The sequence below is a fragment of the Candidatus Lariskella endosymbiont of Epinotia ramella genome, from assembly GCF_964019805.1.
Classification (GTDB): Bacteria; Pseudomonadota; Alphaproteobacteria; order Rickettsiales; family Midichloriaceae; genus Lariskella.
The window spans coordinates 377,864-394,946 of sequence record NZ_OZ026472.1 but is presented as its reverse complement, the minus strand read 5'-3'; the positions used below and the strand labels follow the sequence as shown (position 1 = coordinate 394,946).

Annotated in this window: 11 protein-coding genes and 2 pseudogenes; 3 read left to right on the top strand and 10 right to left on the bottom strand. The window is 33.6% G+C overall.

Going from position 1 to position 17,083, the window contains the following annotated elements; genetic code table 11:
* Positions 1 to 999 precede the first annotated feature (999 nt).
* Positions 1,000 to 1,820 (bottom strand): IS5 family transposase gene (locus AACL20_RS01630; RefSeq protein ID WP_339051669.1). Its coding sequence is split into 2 segments (ribosomal slippage): positions 1,000 to 1,433 and positions 1,433 to 1,820, totalling 822 coding nucleotides; the frame shifts between segments, so codons are not numbered across the junction.
* Here AACL20_RS01630 and AACL20_RS01625 point away from each other — a divergent pair.
* Positions 1,819 to 3,069, top strand: a complete 1,251-nt coding sequence (locus AACL20_RS01625; protein WP_339052391.1) for an IS256 family transposase — start codon at positions 1,819 to 1,821, stop codon at positions 3,067 to 3,069. The genes AACL20_RS01630 and AACL20_RS01625 overlap by 2 nt on opposite strands.
* 93 nt (positions 3,070 to 3,162) lie before the next feature.
* On the opposite strand, the gene AACL20_RS01620 is transcribed toward AACL20_RS01625, so the two are convergent.
* The 4 genes and pseudogenes from AACL20_RS01620 to mfd form a co-directional block, all read right to left on the bottom strand.
* Positions 3,163 to 3,579, bottom strand: a complete 417-nt coding sequence (locus AACL20_RS01620; RefSeq protein ID WP_339052390.1) for a helix-turn-helix transcriptional regulator — start codon at positions 3,577 to 3,579, stop codon at positions 3,163 to 3,165.
* Between the two features lie 518 nt (positions 3,580 to 4,097).
* Positions 4,098 to 5,093 carry an apolipoprotein N-acyltransferase gene (gene lnt / locus AACL20_RS01615; RefSeq protein WP_339052389.1) on the bottom strand — a complete coding sequence of 332 codons (996 nt, stop codon included), beginning with the start codon at positions 5,091 to 5,093 and terminating at the stop codon, positions 4,098 to 4,100.
* Positions 5,094 to 5,291: 198 nt separating this feature from the next.
* A pseudogene (locus tag AACL20_RS06875) lies at positions 5,292 to 5,921 on the bottom strand (hypothetical protein); the annotation flags it as partial.
* Between the two features lie 101 nt (positions 5,922 to 6,022).
* Entirely contained in the window at positions 6,023 to 9,529 is a 3,507-nt protein-coding gene (gene mfd / locus AACL20_RS01605) for a transcription-repair coupling factor (RefSeq protein ID WP_339052387.1), read from the bottom strand.
* A gap of 359 nt (positions 9,530 to 9,888) precedes the next feature.
* Here mfd and ccmE point away from each other — a divergent pair, with 359 nt between their 5' ends.
* The gene (gene ccmE / locus AACL20_RS01600) at positions 9,889 to 10,365 is read left to right on the top strand and encodes a cytochrome c maturation protein CcmE (protein WP_339052386.1); all 477 of its coding nucleotides are present in this window, start codon (positions 9,889 to 9,891) and stop codon (positions 10,363 to 10,365) included.
* Positions 10,366 to 10,483: 118 nt separating this feature from the next.
* Positions 10,484 to 11,361 (top strand): annotated as a pseudogene (locus AACL20_RS01595) (IS630 family transposase).
* Between the two features lie 271 nt (positions 11,362 to 11,632).
* Here AACL20_RS01595 and AACL20_RS01590 read toward each other — a convergent pair.
* The 5 genes from AACL20_RS01590 to alr form a co-directional block, all read right to left on the bottom strand.
* Positions 11,633 to 12,931 carry a M48 family metalloprotease gene (locus AACL20_RS01590; protein ID WP_339052385.1) on the bottom strand — a complete coding sequence of 433 codons (1,299 nt, stop codon included), beginning with the start codon at positions 12,929 to 12,931 and terminating at the stop codon, positions 11,633 to 11,635.
* 329 nt (positions 12,932 to 13,260) lie between these two features.
* Positions 13,261 to 13,944 carry a CADD family putative folate metabolism protein gene (locus AACL20_RS01585; protein WP_410519929.1) on the bottom strand — a complete coding sequence of 228 codons (684 nt, stop codon included), beginning with the start codon at positions 13,942 to 13,944 and terminating at the stop codon, positions 13,261 to 13,263.
* 38 nt (positions 13,945 to 13,982) lie between these two features.
* Complete coding sequence (locus AACL20_RS01580) at positions 13,983 to 14,723, bottom strand: ABC transporter ATP-binding protein (protein ID WP_339052383.1); 741 nt, start codon at positions 14,721 to 14,723, stop codon at positions 13,983 to 13,985.
* Between the two features lie 168 nt (positions 14,724 to 14,891).
* Positions 14,892 to 15,665: an MlaE family ABC transporter permease gene (locus AACL20_RS01575; protein WP_410519928.1), complete on the bottom strand. Its 774-nt coding sequence runs from the start codon at positions 15,663 to 15,665 to the stop codon at positions 14,892 to 14,894.
* Between the two features lie 17 nt (positions 15,666 to 15,682).
* The gene (gene alr, locus AACL20_RS01570; protein WP_339052382.1) at positions 15,683 to 16,801 is read right to left on the bottom strand and encodes an alanine racemase; all 1,119 of its coding nucleotides are present in this window, start codon (positions 16,799 to 16,801) and stop codon (positions 15,683 to 15,685) included.
* Between the last annotated feature and the right edge of the window lie 282 nt (positions 16,802 to 17,083).

Here is a 17,083-nt window from a genome sequence, read left to right as displayed (position 1 = left end):
TCATTTACTAAGTCCAGCATTCAAAATTGTTTTTGAAAAAGCAGTCTAGCTTATGGAAATTTAGATAAGCAATCTGAACATGTGACTATACAGTATTTCTTGCTACTTGTAAGACATAACAGTACAAAGCATAGACAGCATTTTTTATATAAAATATGTGAGGAGAATAATTTTGTTTCACTTCACAATAAATCCTGCAGTATGGAAGCGCTGAGTATACATATAAAAAATTGCATATCGTCATACTTTGCAAAATTGGCACCTTTAAAATGATCACTTATGTATTTTGTATATAGCGGTTGCCGGCAAAGTATTACTTATTAATTTTTTCGTAAATATATATATAATATTTGATTTAGAAATTAACTGGCACTCTAAAAAATCATGTCATTCAAATCCTCGCGCGTACACTGATGAAGGTAGTGCGATAGTCAAGGAAGTTGGAGATATTATATATTTCAAGCGAAATCTATTATGTACTAGAAGGCGTAGAAATCGTGGATTAAGGCACTAAATTTTAGCTTCAAACTTAAAAGCAATATTAGTCTATAACATATTTAACCTTCTTTACTATATAATAAATATACTTGAGTTGCTGGTTAGTAATACAAGTATATAGTGGATTTTTTGTAATACAAAGAGGAGTATATATGCTATTTTGTCACTTTAGTAGCAGCTACAATATATTTGTTCTTACAAAAATGGTTGAATTTTGTATTTCGAAAATTGAAGCATGCAGCTCTGGACTCACCTTTCGAAATATTGAGACAAGTTGCCAATTATAAAATAATTGGCAACTCGCGTTAAATACTAACCCTTTATTTTACCTGCGGTACATAACCTGCAACAGCAAAGAATAACACGCTCTACAGCAAAAAGGAGTCTTTATCAAAGATTGTGTAAATTATAGTAGAGCCTATATTTGGAATTAATAAAGAATATAGGTAATTAGAATGAAGACAGAAAAGAATAAGAAAATAGACCTCTTGCATAACCTATTTAAAGCTCAAAGTTATAGATACCAGCAAGTAAATTAAACCTTAAACCGAATCGTTTTCTTCTGTTCCTATAACGATCAGCGATAATTTTAAATCGTTTGATCATGCCTATGACGTTTTCATTTAAAACACGTTCACTAGACAATTGACGATTTTTCTTTTTATCTTTCCTGCTTAGTGGTCGCTTTTTTGTCTTTTTCTTTGGTAACTCTGAATTATAATGCAACTTATCAATGCCTTGATAACCAGTATCTGTAAGAACTTTAATCTCAGGGTGGATGTGAACTCCGGATTCTTTAAATAACCTGAAATCATGACGCTTGCCATTAGAAAAATTAGTGCAAATGATTTCTTTTTTCCTTTTATCCACAATAAGCTGAGTTTTTAGAGTATGTCGCCTCTTTTTTCCCGAATAAAAGTGCTTCTGTTTTTTTTAGGTCGTTCTATCGGTGTTTCAGTAGCATCAATTAACACAAGTTCGTATTCAGAATCGCTTTTTAGTAATGCTTTACGTCCAGGTAGTGAAAATCGTTTATCTTTAATTAGAGTATCTTCAATCCAACGTATATTACGATAACAGGCACTTTCACTTATTCCATAACTGCGGGAAATATGAAAATATGTCCTGTATTCACGCAAGTACTCAAGCGTCATGAGTAATCGATCTTCTAAAGCCAATTTATTGGGTTTTCCACCTTGAGACTTTAAAATAGCTTCAGCTTCTTTTAATATACTTAGTATAACTTCAAACGTTCCTCGTTTAATGCCAGTAAGCCTGCGAAACTCTTCTGCGTATTCATCTTTGATGTTTTCAAACTTCATGTTATCCTTGATAAAATCAAGGATTTTAATCAATTTATATGGTTATGCAAGAGGTCTAATAAATGAAGCGATAGATTTACTGATAGAAGGAGGAGCGGATTTAAAGACAGTACTGAAGCAGGATGGATTGATTAAGGAATTAACGAAGAGTATTTTGGAGAGAGCCTTGCAGGCAGAAATGTCTGAACACTTAGGTTATAACAAATATGATAGGTCTGAAACTGAGAATTGCAGGAATGGTCATTATAATAAGAATTTGATTACTGAGAATGGCAGTATCGAGTTAAATATTCCGCGAGATAGAGAAGGTAAATTTGCACCTGTAATTGTCTCCAAGAATCAAACAAGAATAGATGGTTTAGATCAAAAGATAATATCTCTGTATGCCAAGGGGATGAGTTTGTCTGATATCAAGATCCAATTACAAGAATTATATGGAGCAGAAGTTAGTGAGAGTTTAATTAGTAGGGTTACAGATGATGTAATTGATGAGGTTAGAATTTGGCAGAGTAGACCTCTTGAACCATTATATCCTATAGTATATTTTGATTGTTTAATAGTTAAGGTAAGGCAAGATAAACAGATAATTAATAAATCAGTATATGTTGCGCTGGGTATAGATTTACAGGGCCGGAAAGATATTTTAGGATTATGGATAAGTGAGAATGAAGGATCTAAATTCTGGCTTAGTAATTTTACTGAATTGAAGAATCGAGGATTAAAAGATATATTAATTGCCTGTAGTGATAACCTGACTGGTATGTCTGAAGCTATATGCGCAAGTTATCCCAAAACTGAGCATCAGCTTTGTATAGTACATCAAATTAGAAATAGCCTGAAGTATGTATCATATAAAGACAGAAAATTATTGGCATCAGATTTAAAGCTTATTTATAGCTCTGCTACTGAAGATGAAGCGCATCTTGCCCTAGAATCTTTTGATAAGAAATGGAGTAAACGATATCCACATATAGCAAAATCCTGGTATAATAATTGGGAGAATCTTGTAATATTTCTGCAATATCCAGAGAGTATCCGTAAGATAATTTACACTACAAATGCTATAGAATCGCTGAATAGTCAGTTGAGAAAAGTTACAAGAAATAAGCGTGTTTTCCCAAATGATGATTCGGTATTCAAGGTTTTATACCTAACGATTGATTATATTACCAAAAAATGGACCATGCCTATCTCTAACTGGAATGAAGCTATGGCTCATTTTATAATCAAATTTGATGGGAGATTTTAATGGCTCTAAAAAATTTACACAATCAATGAGAAAGACCCGCAAAAAGTGAATTTTACTTATAAAAAAGTCTCTTACTTTTTTAATAAAAGAAAACTAATTTAGTGCTAAGTTTTGCACTATATTTATTATACTTTTCTTCAACTCTTTCTGCTTTATAGAATCGAATGCATCTTGTAATTCTGCAAAGTCTGAATTATGAGATTTATACTGAGATCCATTCTCATGCAAAGCAGCTCCGCTTGGAACGTTTAGCAATCTACTGTTATCATATTCTTCTAGACCACTAAAGAAATACTTGATATCAGTTTTCAAAAACTTCGCAACGTCATGTAGCTTGCTACAGCTGATTCTATTTAGACCCTTTTCATATTTTTGAATTTGTTGAAAAGTAAGATCAACAGCATTAGCCAAAGTTTCCTGGCTAACGCCTAAATCTTGTCTTTTTTTACGTAGTCTCATGCCAACATATATATCGACTGGATGTGCTGATGTAGCCTTCTTTTTACTCATAAAATTAAATTCCCCAAAAAAACCTTCCCTTGGTTTGACTCACATGATACTTAACAAAAAAGAAAAATGCACGAACAATTATTCATAATATTGTAATAAGATATTAACATAATATTCATTTATATATGTGCATTTTCTATATAGGCGATATAAGCTAAGATGGAGAGCTATTTAAAGCATTGAGCAATTATACGCAGCCAGCTTCCATGTAAGAAATTTAACCGTAGTATGAAAAGCTGCAAATACGCTCTCGAATTTTATTAGTATCTGTATGTACTTGTAATACTTTGCAAAATTTGTGCTTTACAAAATGCTCTTGATGTATTGTGTTTTTGTATACACATGCACCTGCATTCTTCCTAGCTCTTTTTGAAGTCTCACTTCGTATATACATAATCAAATATTAACTCTTAATTTTTCAAAGGTATCTCCAGGTTTCTTACTACTTTTTGCATTCTTTAGTTATATTTCGCCTATACCGCTTTCTTTTTAGTAAAAACAATCAGCAATAATATATATTATTGCATATTATAAAATGACTTATATTTAATAAGCTTCTTATACACTCTAATCTTCAGTACCAGTAGGCAAGTACACATAATAAAGATAAAAGATATTGTGATTATTATTAGCAAACTGTTTTTATCATAAAAAGTTTTTTGTTCAACTATAGGTAAGTACAAATCAATGGAACATTTTGTGTTTAAATCACTTTGTAGTATAGGTATACCATATGAATCTATGACTCCAGATATACCATTATTTGCAACACGTAAAAGTGTTGAGCCTCGCTCTATAGCACGTATTTTTGTCATTGAAAAGTGTTGAATCGGCCCTAAGGTCTCTCCAAACCAAAAATCATTGGTAATATTTAACAAAAATATTACATTTTCTGGATTTTGCCTGAAAAATAAAGTGCTAAAAATTCCTTCATAGCAAATTAGCGGCAAGATATAGCCAAAGCCAGATAATTCCAGAGGTTTTGGCGATGAATTGCTGCTAAATGAAATAGAGCCATATGTTATTTTATCTAAAAATATGAAGAGATTTTGGAATGGAATATATTCTCCAAATGGCACAAGTATGCTTTTATCGTAGAAACCCATTATAACTCCTTCATTATCAATTACAACCATAGAGTTAAATACTTGTAGTTTGTTATTTTGATCTTTTGTGAATCTATCTGTGCCTGTAATTAGAAATCCATTTTTTGGTACGACATCAGATAAGGCTTGGAATATCTCATGATTTACTCCAGTGAAGCCAAATGGAAAGGCTGATTCTGGCCAAACTATTAAGTCTAAATCATATTCGCTTTTCCTTTTAGATAATTCTACGAGAGTTCTTAAAGCCGCAAGTCCGCGTTGTTTGTCTCCATTATACAGTTCATGAATATTGGGCTGCACCATCCTTACATAGATTCCTTTTTTCATATCTGATTGATTTAAAGAACGTTCTATGATTTCTGGTTCGTTATTATATTCTGTTATTTTTTCCTTCTCGTCTTCTGTCAAGCATACTTGTTTTCCATAGATTGGATCCAGGTTCATCTCCCTCCCTCTTTCTTGCAGCCTGAATTCTCCATATATATAAGCAAAGATCATTATTGATGAAAAAATTGCTATGGTTGCTATGTTTCTTGTATAAAATGCGAAACCAAAGCAAGATATAATGAAGCTAAGGCCATATATACCAACGACTGAAGCAAGCTGCATAATTTTATTAGAAGCATTACTTGTATATCCTATTAAATTCCATGGGAAATCAAAAGCATAGCTTCGAAATAGTTCAATCAGCGTCCAAGAGCTTCCAAAAAATAAAACGCACGTTAGTGAGAATATAACTTTTTTGCTGTATGTAAGATTTTCCTGCTGCTTTGTGTCAATTAGAAAAATCTTAATAAATGGATGCCATATTATAGGTAAAATACTAATAATGCAGGATAATCCAGCTGGAATTCCAAATAGTGCAAATGGTATAAGCCAGAGAAATTTGTCAGGCTCAACAAGAAGTGAGTTTGATATCCAGTATAGACTTGTAGTAAAATGTCCAAATCCAAAGCAAAATCCAATCATGAATCTTTCTTTTATGCTGGATGTTTTGCATGTGATAAATAGAAGTGACGATAAGCAGATCGGTACAAATATAAAAAGATCGAAAGGCGGAAATGCTAAAGAAAAGAAGAAACCTAGAAATATAGATGATATATAGCGGTATAACCCAATATTTTTTACATTAAACCGCTTCGGAAACTTTATGCCAGTAGCCAATTGCTTTGTTGATCCTGCGTTCAGATGCTCATGTACTTCGTGTACAACTTGAGCTCCTTGCACTTGTCTCATTGGAATAAGTTTCAGAAGAAATCTATTGGAAATAAAACGGTGAAAAAATTTGAAACCTGTTTCTTTAAAGAATAGTTTGAGAAGGAGGGAATTTTGTCTTTTCATTTTGTCTTAACAAATTGCATAGTTAACGAAGCTATGAGTTCTTTTATCATCTCAATATTTTCTATATGATTTTCTTTTCGTACAAACTCCACAAAAAGAGAATTATCAGGTCTTAATTTACAATCATTGCGTAGTGTAATAAAACTCATAATCCTCTCATGATCAATTAAATCCTTATCATGAAACTTTAAAAGCATCCCATTCTTTCCAAGGTCAAGCTGTGCAATATTTGCATCTTTGAGATATTGCTTCAGCTCTACGACTTTAAAGAGATTTAATGTTTCTTGCGGGACTTTGCCAAATCTATCAGTCATTTCAGATATCAACGATTCTATCTCTTGATGATTTGCTAAATTTGATATCCTGCGGTATAAAGAAAGCCTGAGAGAATCATCAGCTATATATGACATTGGAATTTGTATTGCGATATCAAGGTTAATTACAGGACTCCATTCCTCTTTGATACTAGTACTTTCTGGGTCTGACTTTAGTGCTTCTATAGCTTCTGCTAGCATCGTTTGATATAATTCGATTCCTACCTCTTTAATATGTCCAGATTGTTCCTGGCCAAGTAAGTTTCCAGATCCTCTAATATCCATATCATAACTTGCGAGATTCATGCCAGATCCAAGCTCACTTAGTGATTGCATTATTGATAATCTTTTCTCTGCCATATCAGTAATTTTGCCGCCTTTTTGTATAGTAAGATATGCAAACGCGGGTATGTTACTTCTACCGACTCTTCCTCTTATTTGATAGAGCTGCGCAAGTCCAAACATATCTGCGCGATCTATAATTAGTGTATTTGCAGAAGGGATATCAAGTCCAGATTCTATGATAGAAGTACTTAGCAATATATCATATTTACCGTCATAAAAATCATTCATTATATCATCCAGTGCCTTTGCATTCATCTTGCCATTTGCAATCGCAATCTTCATATCAGGCACAAGTTTTGATAACTGCAGCGCTATTTTGTCTAGATAAGCAATTCTAGGGGTGATGTAAAATACTCTACCATTTCTTGCTTTTTCGTTAAGAAGAGCAGTTTTAATCGTTATTTCATCGTATGGAATGACAAATGTCTTCACTGCTTGTCTTTCTACTGGTGGAGTTGCTATAATACTAAGTTCCTTAATTCCAACAATAGACATTTGTAGGGTTCTTGGTATAGGTGTCGCAGAAAGCGTTAAAATATGTGCATTCTTTTTGAGTTGCTTAAGTTTTTCCTTTTGTTCTACCCCAAAATGCTGTTCTTCATCTATTATTACAAGCCCTAAATTTTTGAATGCTAGATCTTTTGCAAGCAGTGCATGAGTGCCTATTACTATATCAACTTCACCTTTCTTAATAGATTCTTTAATCTTCTTTGCTTCACTGTTTTTTGTAAATTTTGAGAGTTGTGCTATTGATACATGCCATCCTTCAAATCTTTTTTTGAAAGTTGACATGTGTTGTCTTGATAAAAGCGTTGTTGGAACGACTACTGCAACTTGTACATTGTTTATCCCCAAGACTGCAGCAGCTGCAGCTCTTAGTGCAACCTCAGTTTTCCCAAATCCAACGTCTCCGCAGATTAGTCTATCCATTGGAGTATCGGATGCTATATCGTTTAGTGTATCCTCAATAGCACGCTTTTGATCATTGGTTTCGGTGTGAGGAAACCCTAAGCAGAACTTTTCATATATTTGGCTATCTATATTGATAGGTGTTGCTGTAGATTCATTTCTAAGCGCAGCTGTTTTTATTAATACTTCCGCTGCAAGTTTGATTCGCTCTCTGAGTCTTGCTTTGCGCATTTGCCAACTAGCAGCGCCGAGCTTATCGAGTTGTATATTTGATTCGGTTTGTCCGTATTTACTGAGCAGTTCAAAATTTTCTACCGGAAGGTAAAGCTTATCGTCATTGAAGTATGATATCTCAAGAAAATCGTGTATAACATGATTAATTTCAAGCTCTTTTAACCCTTTAAATATACCAAGGCCGTATTCTGAATGTACAACAGGTTCTCCTACTTGTAGCTGACTTAGTTCTTGTATAATACGTTTTGCATCTTTTTGTTGTTTATTCTTCCTATAATGTTGATTGGATGGAAATATTGCATGATCTGCTATGACCAATATCAGATTCTTGTCTAATTGATATGTGAAGTTTTCATCCACATGCATTTTTATGATGCCAACTTTTTTTCCAAGCAATGAAATTTCATCAATGTTGCAAATCTCTAAAACTTCAGTGCCATAATGCAGAAATTCTCCCTTTATTCTTTCTATGCTGGTTATATTGGCACTTGCTATTAAAACGCATGAATAGGGATTCTCTTGTATAAAGCTATTGATGTACTCTGCATATTTCTCAATGCGTGTCTTATTTTCCGAGTTTGTATATGCAAGATGCACTTGTACAGCAGTGATATCTGTGTTTTCACTGCGCGCGCTTGGATTCTTGGTAAATAATACCGTCTTATTCTCCAAATTTTCTAACTTCTCTTTCAGCTCTGTTTCCATCAAAAAAAGCTTAGACGGAACAATTGGTCTGTATGTTAGTTCCTGTGGTGGAGTTGCTATTCTAAAATTGTAATTTTCAACTATCTTATTATAAAGAGGCTCTATTTTAGAAAGTATGTTGTTATCAAAAATACAGAGATATTGTTTTGGCATGTATTCAAGCAGACTTTCTGCTTCTGTATAAAACAGAGGTAGCCAATTCTCTATCCCGTATTCCCTTACTTTAGAAATAGTTGAGTTATGTGATGGGTTGCTGCCCATGCCGAAGTATTTCTCATACTCCTTTTGAAATGTAGAGATGTTCTTGTTATTAAAAACAATCTCACTCATAGGTAATATAGTTATTTTGTCTACTTTTTTATTACTCAGCTGCGAAGCTGGGTCAAATAATTTTATACCTGATATGGAGTTTCCGAAGAAATCTATCCTATATCCATGGCCAGTTTCATCAGATACTATGTCAATTATGCTGCCTCTCGATGCAAATTGACCAGAATACATTGCAGTATCTGATCTAATGTATCCAGCTTCTGCAAGATACTCTGTTGTAAACTTGACGGATTTTGATGAGTCTTTGGTAGAAAGCTCAAGTACGTTATCTATAAGTGACTCTCTTGGCGGGAGTTTTTGTAGTAAATTATTGATCGTAGCAATGACTATGAATTCTGAGTTTGATCTTTGCTGCAATATATCCCAAAGAGCACGTATTTTTAGATGTGCGTCGATAAGATTTGGTGAAATTGGTTCATAGGGATAAAAGCCTGAGTCTGGTATCCTGATTATTTTTGAGCAATCTATAAAGCATGCAAGGCTTTCTTCGATAGATGATGCTATTTCATCTTTTTCTACTATGTACAATATACGTTTGTGCTTCTTATATAGCTGAAATAATACAAATGGTTCAGCGCCAGTTATCATATTCGATTTGATATCTTGCCTATCTTGTGAAATCAAAAAATCCTGCATTTTTAGTAACTCATTTAACTCTTCGGTCATACTAATTGTGTATATAGAAAAAGTCTAAACACTAATAACGATAAAATCATTTGTATGCAAGTTAATAAAATCCTAGTTGAGTGTGTCTTTTAAATCTGTCATATAAGTTACTGATGCTTAGAACTTTATGTTTTGGCATAGAGCTTTGATTTGAAATTTTCATCATAATAAAAATCGCATAATTTTTTGTGTCTTGAAATGTTTTAAGTTAATTTGGATGCAGCAAATTTACTGAAAATATAAAGTTATACTGATGTAGTCATTACGTCATAATTCTAAAAGGATAGGTGTCTCATCTGCAAGCAAATGATGATACACCAAAAGTCCTGCAGAAACAGTGAAAAATTGCCAAAAACCTTATGGATTTTGACGGACAGACTATGTGGTTATGTGATATATTACAACATAAATTCTATAATGTTCCTAATATGAGGAGATCAACCTACAGAAAATTAATAGTCATTAGTGCTTTGTCGATGGTGTGTATAGCAGTATTCATAATATTGAAAGTATTTGATGATAACATAGTGTTTTTTCTATCACCATCTGAAGTATATGCGGAAAAAAGTGGCTCAGATAAAAGCTTCAGAGTTGGTGGACTTGTAAAAAAAGATTGTGTTTCTTATCTCAATGATGGAGCCATCAAATTTGTTTTAACTGATAACTTAGCGGAAATTACTGTTATATACAATGGAGTCGTGCCGAGTCTTTTTAGAGAGGGAAGTGGAGCAGTCGTCTTTGGTAACATAGATTATTCGGATAATATATTTTATGCAACTGAATTGCTTGCAAAGCATGATGAAAATTATAAGCCAAAGTACAAAAAGAGTGAGTAGCTTTTTAATGAAAGCAGCTTTTATATTGCCTTGACTAGATAGTCACCTGTGTTATACAGCATCGAGCTATAAGGTGTAGACTATTAATAGTATGATAGTTTATAGTAAAATAAAAACTATGGCATCATCATATTCATACGATTTAAGAGTTAAAGTAATTAATTTTCTTGAAAATAAAGGAACAATTAAAGAAGCGAGCAGATTATTTAATATAAACCGCAACTTAGGTAATCGCATGGAAGAAACTAAAGAAAACGACTGGAGATGTGAAGGCAAAGACTGGCTATCAGGTAGGTCATCGCTTAATTATTAAAGATACAGAAAGATTTAAGAGATTAGTAGAAGAGCATAATGATAAGAGCTCTGTAGAGCTTGCAAAGTTATGGCATGAGCCTGTAAGTCCTACGAGTGTGCTGAGGTTATTAAAGAAATTAGGCTACAGCTATAAAAAAAACTTTTGTGCATCCCAAAAGGGACGATGGAGCAAGGAGTGAATTTATAAAAGCACTCAACAAGTTCAATAAAGAACAGTTGGTGTTTTTAGATGAATCAGGGATAGATGATAATGCTTGTCCATTATATGGCTGGAGTACGAAGGGTAGTAGATGTTATGGCAAGAGAGCTTATCAGCATAATAGACGAGTTAGTATGATTGCTGGACTCTGCAGCAAGCAGATCATAGCGCCTGTATTATTTGAAGGTACTTGCAATACTGCTGTTTTTTTATCCTATGTGGAACATGTACTTATTAAAGAATTAAAGGAAGGTCAGATAGTTGTTATGGATAATATTAACTTTCATAAGAATACTAAAGTTAGAGAATTAATAGAATCTGCAGGTTGCAGTATATTATTTCTGCCTACTTATAGCCCAGATCTAAATCCTATAGAACACTATTGGTTTAAAATTAAACATGCAATACACAAAGTGGCTAATCAGTTTCAGGATTTTCTTGATGCAGTGTATTCTGTATTACAAAAAGTCTACACCTTATAGATTTATGCTGTAACTCTAAGGCGCGCAAGATTTATACTGATTGCAAGCAATTATGATGCACCTAAAGTCCAGCAGAAAACATGGTAAAATTGCCAAAAATCTTATGGATTTTGTAGGTAGTGGCCGGCAAAGCCATTTGCGCGTACTTTCTTGGCTTGATTTCACATATTACTTCATTTATTTCTTCGCAAATATATAAAGTCTATACGCCAAAAATTGATTTTTAATACTCTTGAAGAAGCGCTAATTTTTGAAATATAGCGAATATACATTAAGACTGTTCCATTACATCAAGATCTTTAGATAAAGAATCTTTATCAATACCAATAATTTTTGCCTGTTTATTATCGTTAATTGAATGCTTACTGCACTCTGCAATCTTCAACAAACGTTTAGCCAAGCTTTTGTCAGACTTCAAAATAGCATTCTTTGCTAAAGCCAAATTTGCCATGTATTCATTATCCAACTTGAAATAAGCAATGCTAAGTTGTGTGAATGCTTCAATATTTTTTGAATCTCGCACTACTATCTCATGGATGGAACTTAAAGCCTTACTTATTAAATGTTTATCACCAACTGCAAGCAATGCTACTGCAAGCTGAAGCCTTATACCATTTACAAATTTTGAGCTATCCTTCTGCAGTTTTAAAGCCTTCTTATAATATGAAACCGCAGATAAAAAGTTACCATTCTTATAAAAAACATCACCTTTTAATTCATTATAGTATGGCGATTTTGGATTGATGCGCATTAATTCATCAATTTGTGCTAATACCATTTTTGTATCGTCATGATTGTAATAATTGATTGCATTTGCATACTTGGTTGCTTCAGCATTTTTTCCATTTATAACATTATTACATGAGTGGTTATTTTGCTCAGCAAAACATTTTAGTTTCGCGTTCAGCAGCTCATAACGTCTTTGTAGATCTTTATAATCATAAACAGGTTGCTGCTTTTTAGGCGTAATAAAACTTTGCAGGGCATTAATCCTACTAACAGAGCTTGGATGCGTTGCCAAGTACCGCCCTTCTTTTGAATAAAAATCACCATCATTACTCGCAGCAATTTTTTTAAGTAAATCAATCATTGGCTGCATGCTGACTCCAAGCTTTGCAAGATATTTTGCAGAAGCTCTGTCTGCCGCATATTCCTGCGTTCTGGAATAACTAAGAAGCAACCTATGTTGGACATTATATTGTCCCAAAATAATTCCAGCAGTTACTTCAGGACTATTGGCAGCAGCCCCCGCAAGTATAGCTGCTATACTAGTTAGAGTCATATTTTGTACGGCTGCTATTAAATTATCGCTCATTTTTAGAAAATGTCCTTCAGCAATATGACCAGCTTCATGTGCTATTACACCTATCAACGCGCTCACATCATCAAGCTCACTTATGAGACCAGTATGTAAAAATAGTTTTTTATTATTTGTAACAAAAGCATTTAACGTAGTATCTTGTACTATATATACCTGTATTTCACTACTATTTAATCCTGCAGTATCAAATATTGGCTTTGCAATATCATATATAAATGATTCTATTTCATCATCTCTTATTATAATCATTGAAAATGCAATATTCGAACTCAAAAGGTAAAGCAGTAAAGAGAGAGCTGCTGCGAGCAAATGTTTTATACATGTCATTGAATTAGTCTCTCTCTAATAAATGAAGAGTTGATATAGAAATACATGATATCTTTCTCTATCCTAAACTAGTCGCCTGCGTCATAACTATAAGAAGTTAGAGGATTTATGTTGATTGCAAGTATCAGAATTAATACTATACGAAAAATAGCATATAAATCAAATATCCACACTTCCTCATTATTTAAATTCAATATACGTAATCCACTACTTTGCAAGAAATATTCTTTACTGGTTTTGTGAAATGCTTACTAACAAGCAACTGAACAATAGCGTTTAAAAACCTCAGATTCACAAATACCATCAAGAAACTGCCAAAGCAACTTTGCACCCTTTACAGCACCCTTATAAGCCACTTCTCGCGAAGACGGATCCAAAGCTTCAATAAGCTGAGCGCACTCTTGGGAATGCCACTCATCAGCCTCTATATGCACATAGAAAAATTTCAACCCAGCATCACTAGATGAGAAGTTATAAAATTTACAAAGACCATCAATTTTTGATTGCGCAATCTCAGGAATCTGCCTCTCATATGCAAAAAGGGCTCCTATACCTGCCGCAACAGAGCTTTTGCATATATTAAAAAAACCATCAATCAACTCTTTAGTTTTCGCATAAGGAACACTACTTTCAATCATGCTATCAGAAACCCCAAGACTTCTTGCAAATCTTTTCCAAAGCTCAGGATGATTTTCATCTCCACTTTCCTCTTCAACCAGATTACCTAGCAGAACCTGTCTAATTTTGATATCGTAACACCTAGAATGAATAGTACTTAAGTATCTCGGAAAAGCATCAACATTATGGAAATATTGACATGCGTAATCAGCTAATATTTCCTTGTTTAATATACCATCATTCCAAGCTTGGTAAAACGGATGCTTTAGCAAACTTAAACTTTCAAGTTCCTTAATTAACTTATTTATCATTATCAATGCCTCCATAAATCTTTACCAAATTTTTTATGAAAAATTCAAACTGCTATGAAATCCTGTATATAGCTATTTTGAACTTTTTCTATATCTGCTATATTGCCATGCCAAATAATTTGACCATCTTTTATTACAGCAACTTTATCAGATATATTTCGCATACAAAACATATCATGTGTAATTATAACAGTTGTTGCATGTAGATGTCTTGCTAAATCCTTAATCAACTTAGTAATTGATCTTGCGGTAATTGGGTCAAGACCTGATGTTGGTTCATCAAAGAATATTATTTCTGGCTCAGTTGCAATCGCTCTTGCAAGAGCGACTCTCTTTTGCATTCCGCCAGAAAGCTCAGATGGATATAAATCTATTATGTTACTATTCAATTCCACCATTGTAAGCTTGTCTACAGCAATCTTTCTTGCTTCATCCTTACTAAATTTTCCTACTCTCAGTAAACCAAAGGCAACATTTTGCCATATTGGCAAACTATCAAACAAAGCTCCATTTTGAAATAACATACCAAATTTTTTAGCAAAACTGGTACGTTGTGATATATGTTTATATGTTACAATTTCATGATCTATTGTAACGGAGCTTCCATCATCAGGAATAAAAAGGCCTGCTATACATCTCAGCAACACAGATTTACCACTTCCTGAGCCTCCAATTACTGCAAGCGACTCTTCATATCTAATATCAAGATCTATATTTTTTAGAACATGATTAGCTCCAAATGTCTTATTCAAGCCTTTGACTTCTATTTTGACTCTTGAATGCATATAATAATTTAAGCTGAATACCCCACATTAAATATGGACAATAAAATATAGATTTTACCCATATTAATCACTTTACTTAACATACTTTAATAGATAGAACAAATTTTATAATTAAACAACGCAAATTTAATCAATGAATTAGATTGCAATTTTCAGTTAATACTCATCTTAGAATAATAATCCAGTAATTATGTAATTTGCTAATAAAATCATTATAGAAGATAGCACTACAGCAGATGTTGTAGCACTGCCAACTCCTTGAGCTCCACCTTTTGAGAAATATCCACAAAAACACCCAATCAATGAAACTATGAACCCAAAGACACAAGCCTTAATTACCCCAGAAAAAATATCACTAAACTCAAGTATATTAACAGTATTTATTAAATACATCTCGGGTGAGAAACCTAATTTATAGGCTGCGATCAAATATCCACCAAAAACCCCTATTATGTCTGCAACCAAAACCAAAATTGGAAGCATTAATACTCCAGCCAAGACCCTCGGTACCACTAAATATTTCATTGGATCAGTACTAAGAGTATAAAGCGCATCTATTTGCTCTGTTACACGCATAGTTCCTATTTCAGCTGCAATCGCTGCCGAAATTCTACCAGCCAACATCAATCCTGCAAGCACAGGACCAAGCTCTCTAGTAATTGAAAGTGCAACGACCGAAGCAACAGCACTTGAAGCATTTATTCTAGCAAAACCAGTGTAACTCTGCAAAGCCAGTACAGCACCTGTAAAAAGTGCAGTCAGACCAACAACTGGCAATGAATAATACCCGATTTCTACCATCTGCCTTAAAAAAGCTCTAAGATGGAATGGTGGCTTCATAACAGAATATAAAACCCCTGCAGTAAAGATTGCTACTCTACCACATGCCGCAGATAATATGGAACAAAGAAATCCAATCATTTGCAGAAAATTAGGTCTCATCCAAAAATTATTCATCTTCAGTCTATATAAATCCTATTACAACGCTTACCAAATTTTGTCGCGATAATCTCATAAGATATAGTGCCAGCATGTTTTGCAACTTCGTCTATCTTTATATTGTCACCTAATAATTCTACATGTTCAACAGAATTAAACATTTCTTCTGAAAGCTTAGAAGCATCAAACACTACAAGATCCATACTAATTATCCCAACTACAGGCAGATAAGATCCACCTGCATAGCAAAAACCTTTATTACTTAAACCTCTACTATATCCATCTGCATATCCACACGATACTACAAAACACTTAGTTCCAGCTTCTGCTCTATGAGAATTTTTGTAACCGATATATCCACTTCTTTCCAGGACTTTTTTTTGTATTACTCTAGCAGTCGCACTAATTACACCCAACATGGGATTATCACCACCTGAGATCGGGTTAATGCCAAAAAGTGCACAACCAGATCTCACTAAATCAAAGTGATACTCTGCACCTAAAAAGACCCCTGAAGAATTTGCAAAAGAGAATTTTGTATCTTTAAAATATTCTTGATACGACACAAAGAGCTCAAGCTGCTCTCTATTTCTTGGATTATCATTTTCCTCAGCACAAGCAAGATGACTCATTACATATTCAAGCTTTATGCCACTTGGTTTATTCTCCAAAAATTCTAGCAACTCACTATGATTAACTCCCAGCCTATTTAGACCAGTATCTATATGCAGTATAGCATTCAACCTCTTGTCCAATGCTTTAGCACAATCATCCCAAACAGATACTTGATACATATTATTTAACACAGGAATTAAGCAATGACTCTCACAGGCTATAGCTTCTTCCTTGTTGTCAATTCCATGCAATATATAGATATTTGGATTACAATCAACAAGACCTTTTCTCAGAGATATAGCTTCATCCAAAGTTGCTACGAAAAAACTTTTACATCCAACACTTGTAAGTTTTTCAGCTATCTTTATTGCACCCAGCCCATACGCATCTGCTTTCACGACTGCGGCAACATCAGCACCATTCTTTTTTCGCTCAACTGGACATACTATTCTCTCCAAAATTTCAAAATTCCTTGCTACTTTTCTCAGGTCTATCTGTACAGTAATTTTAGGAAAACTAAGCATTTTTTGTGTGTATTGTAACTTATAGATTGTTGCTTTTCAAGTTTGTATAATAAACTACTCCATCCACCAAAAATTGATTTGCCCAAACAAATAAATTTTTGTGGAGAAGTGAAATGTGTAAAAATTAGCTCAGGACTTAGCCATGCGCTAATTTTTGGATATATTATTACTCATGTGCCTTGCAAACCTTTCACAAAATCCGTAAGGTTTTTGCATTTATTATAACATTTTCTTACGGATTTAAAGCGCTATTTTTGCGCTCCAAGCACCATTTCATACTTA

Excerpts from the sequence above, each read along its gene's own strand:
- AACL20_RS01580 (WP_339052383.1), bottom strand. The coding sequence starts at position 14,723 with ATGCATTCAAGAGTCAAAATAGAAGTCAAAGGCTTGAATAAGACATTT.
- ccmE (WP_339052386.1), top strand. The coding sequence starts at position 9,889 with ATGGATTTTGACGGACAGACTATGTGGTTATGTGATATATTACAACAT.
- AACL20_RS01575 (WP_410519928.1), bottom strand. The coding sequence starts at position 15,665 with ATGAGACCTAATTTTCTGCAAATGATTGGATTTCTTTGTTCCATATTA.
- alr (WP_339052382.1), bottom strand. The coding sequence starts at position 16,801 with ATGCTTAGTTTTCCTAAAATTACTGTACAGATAGACCTGAGAAAAGTA.
- AACL20_RS01590 (WP_339052385.1), bottom strand. The coding sequence starts at position 12,931 with ATGATTATAATAAGAGATGATGAAATAGAATCATTTATATATGATATT.
- AACL20_RS01620 (WP_339052390.1), bottom strand. The coding sequence starts at position 3,579 with ATGAGTAAAAAGAAGGCTACATCAGCACATCCAGTCGATATATATGTT.
- AACL20_RS01625 (WP_339052391.1), top strand. The coding sequence starts at position 1,819 with ATGTTATCCTTGATAAAATCAAGGATTTTAATCAATTTATATGGTTAT.
- mfd (WP_339052387.1), bottom strand. The coding sequence starts at position 9,529 with ATGACCGAAGAGTTAAATGAGTTACTAAAAATGCAGGATTTTTTGATT.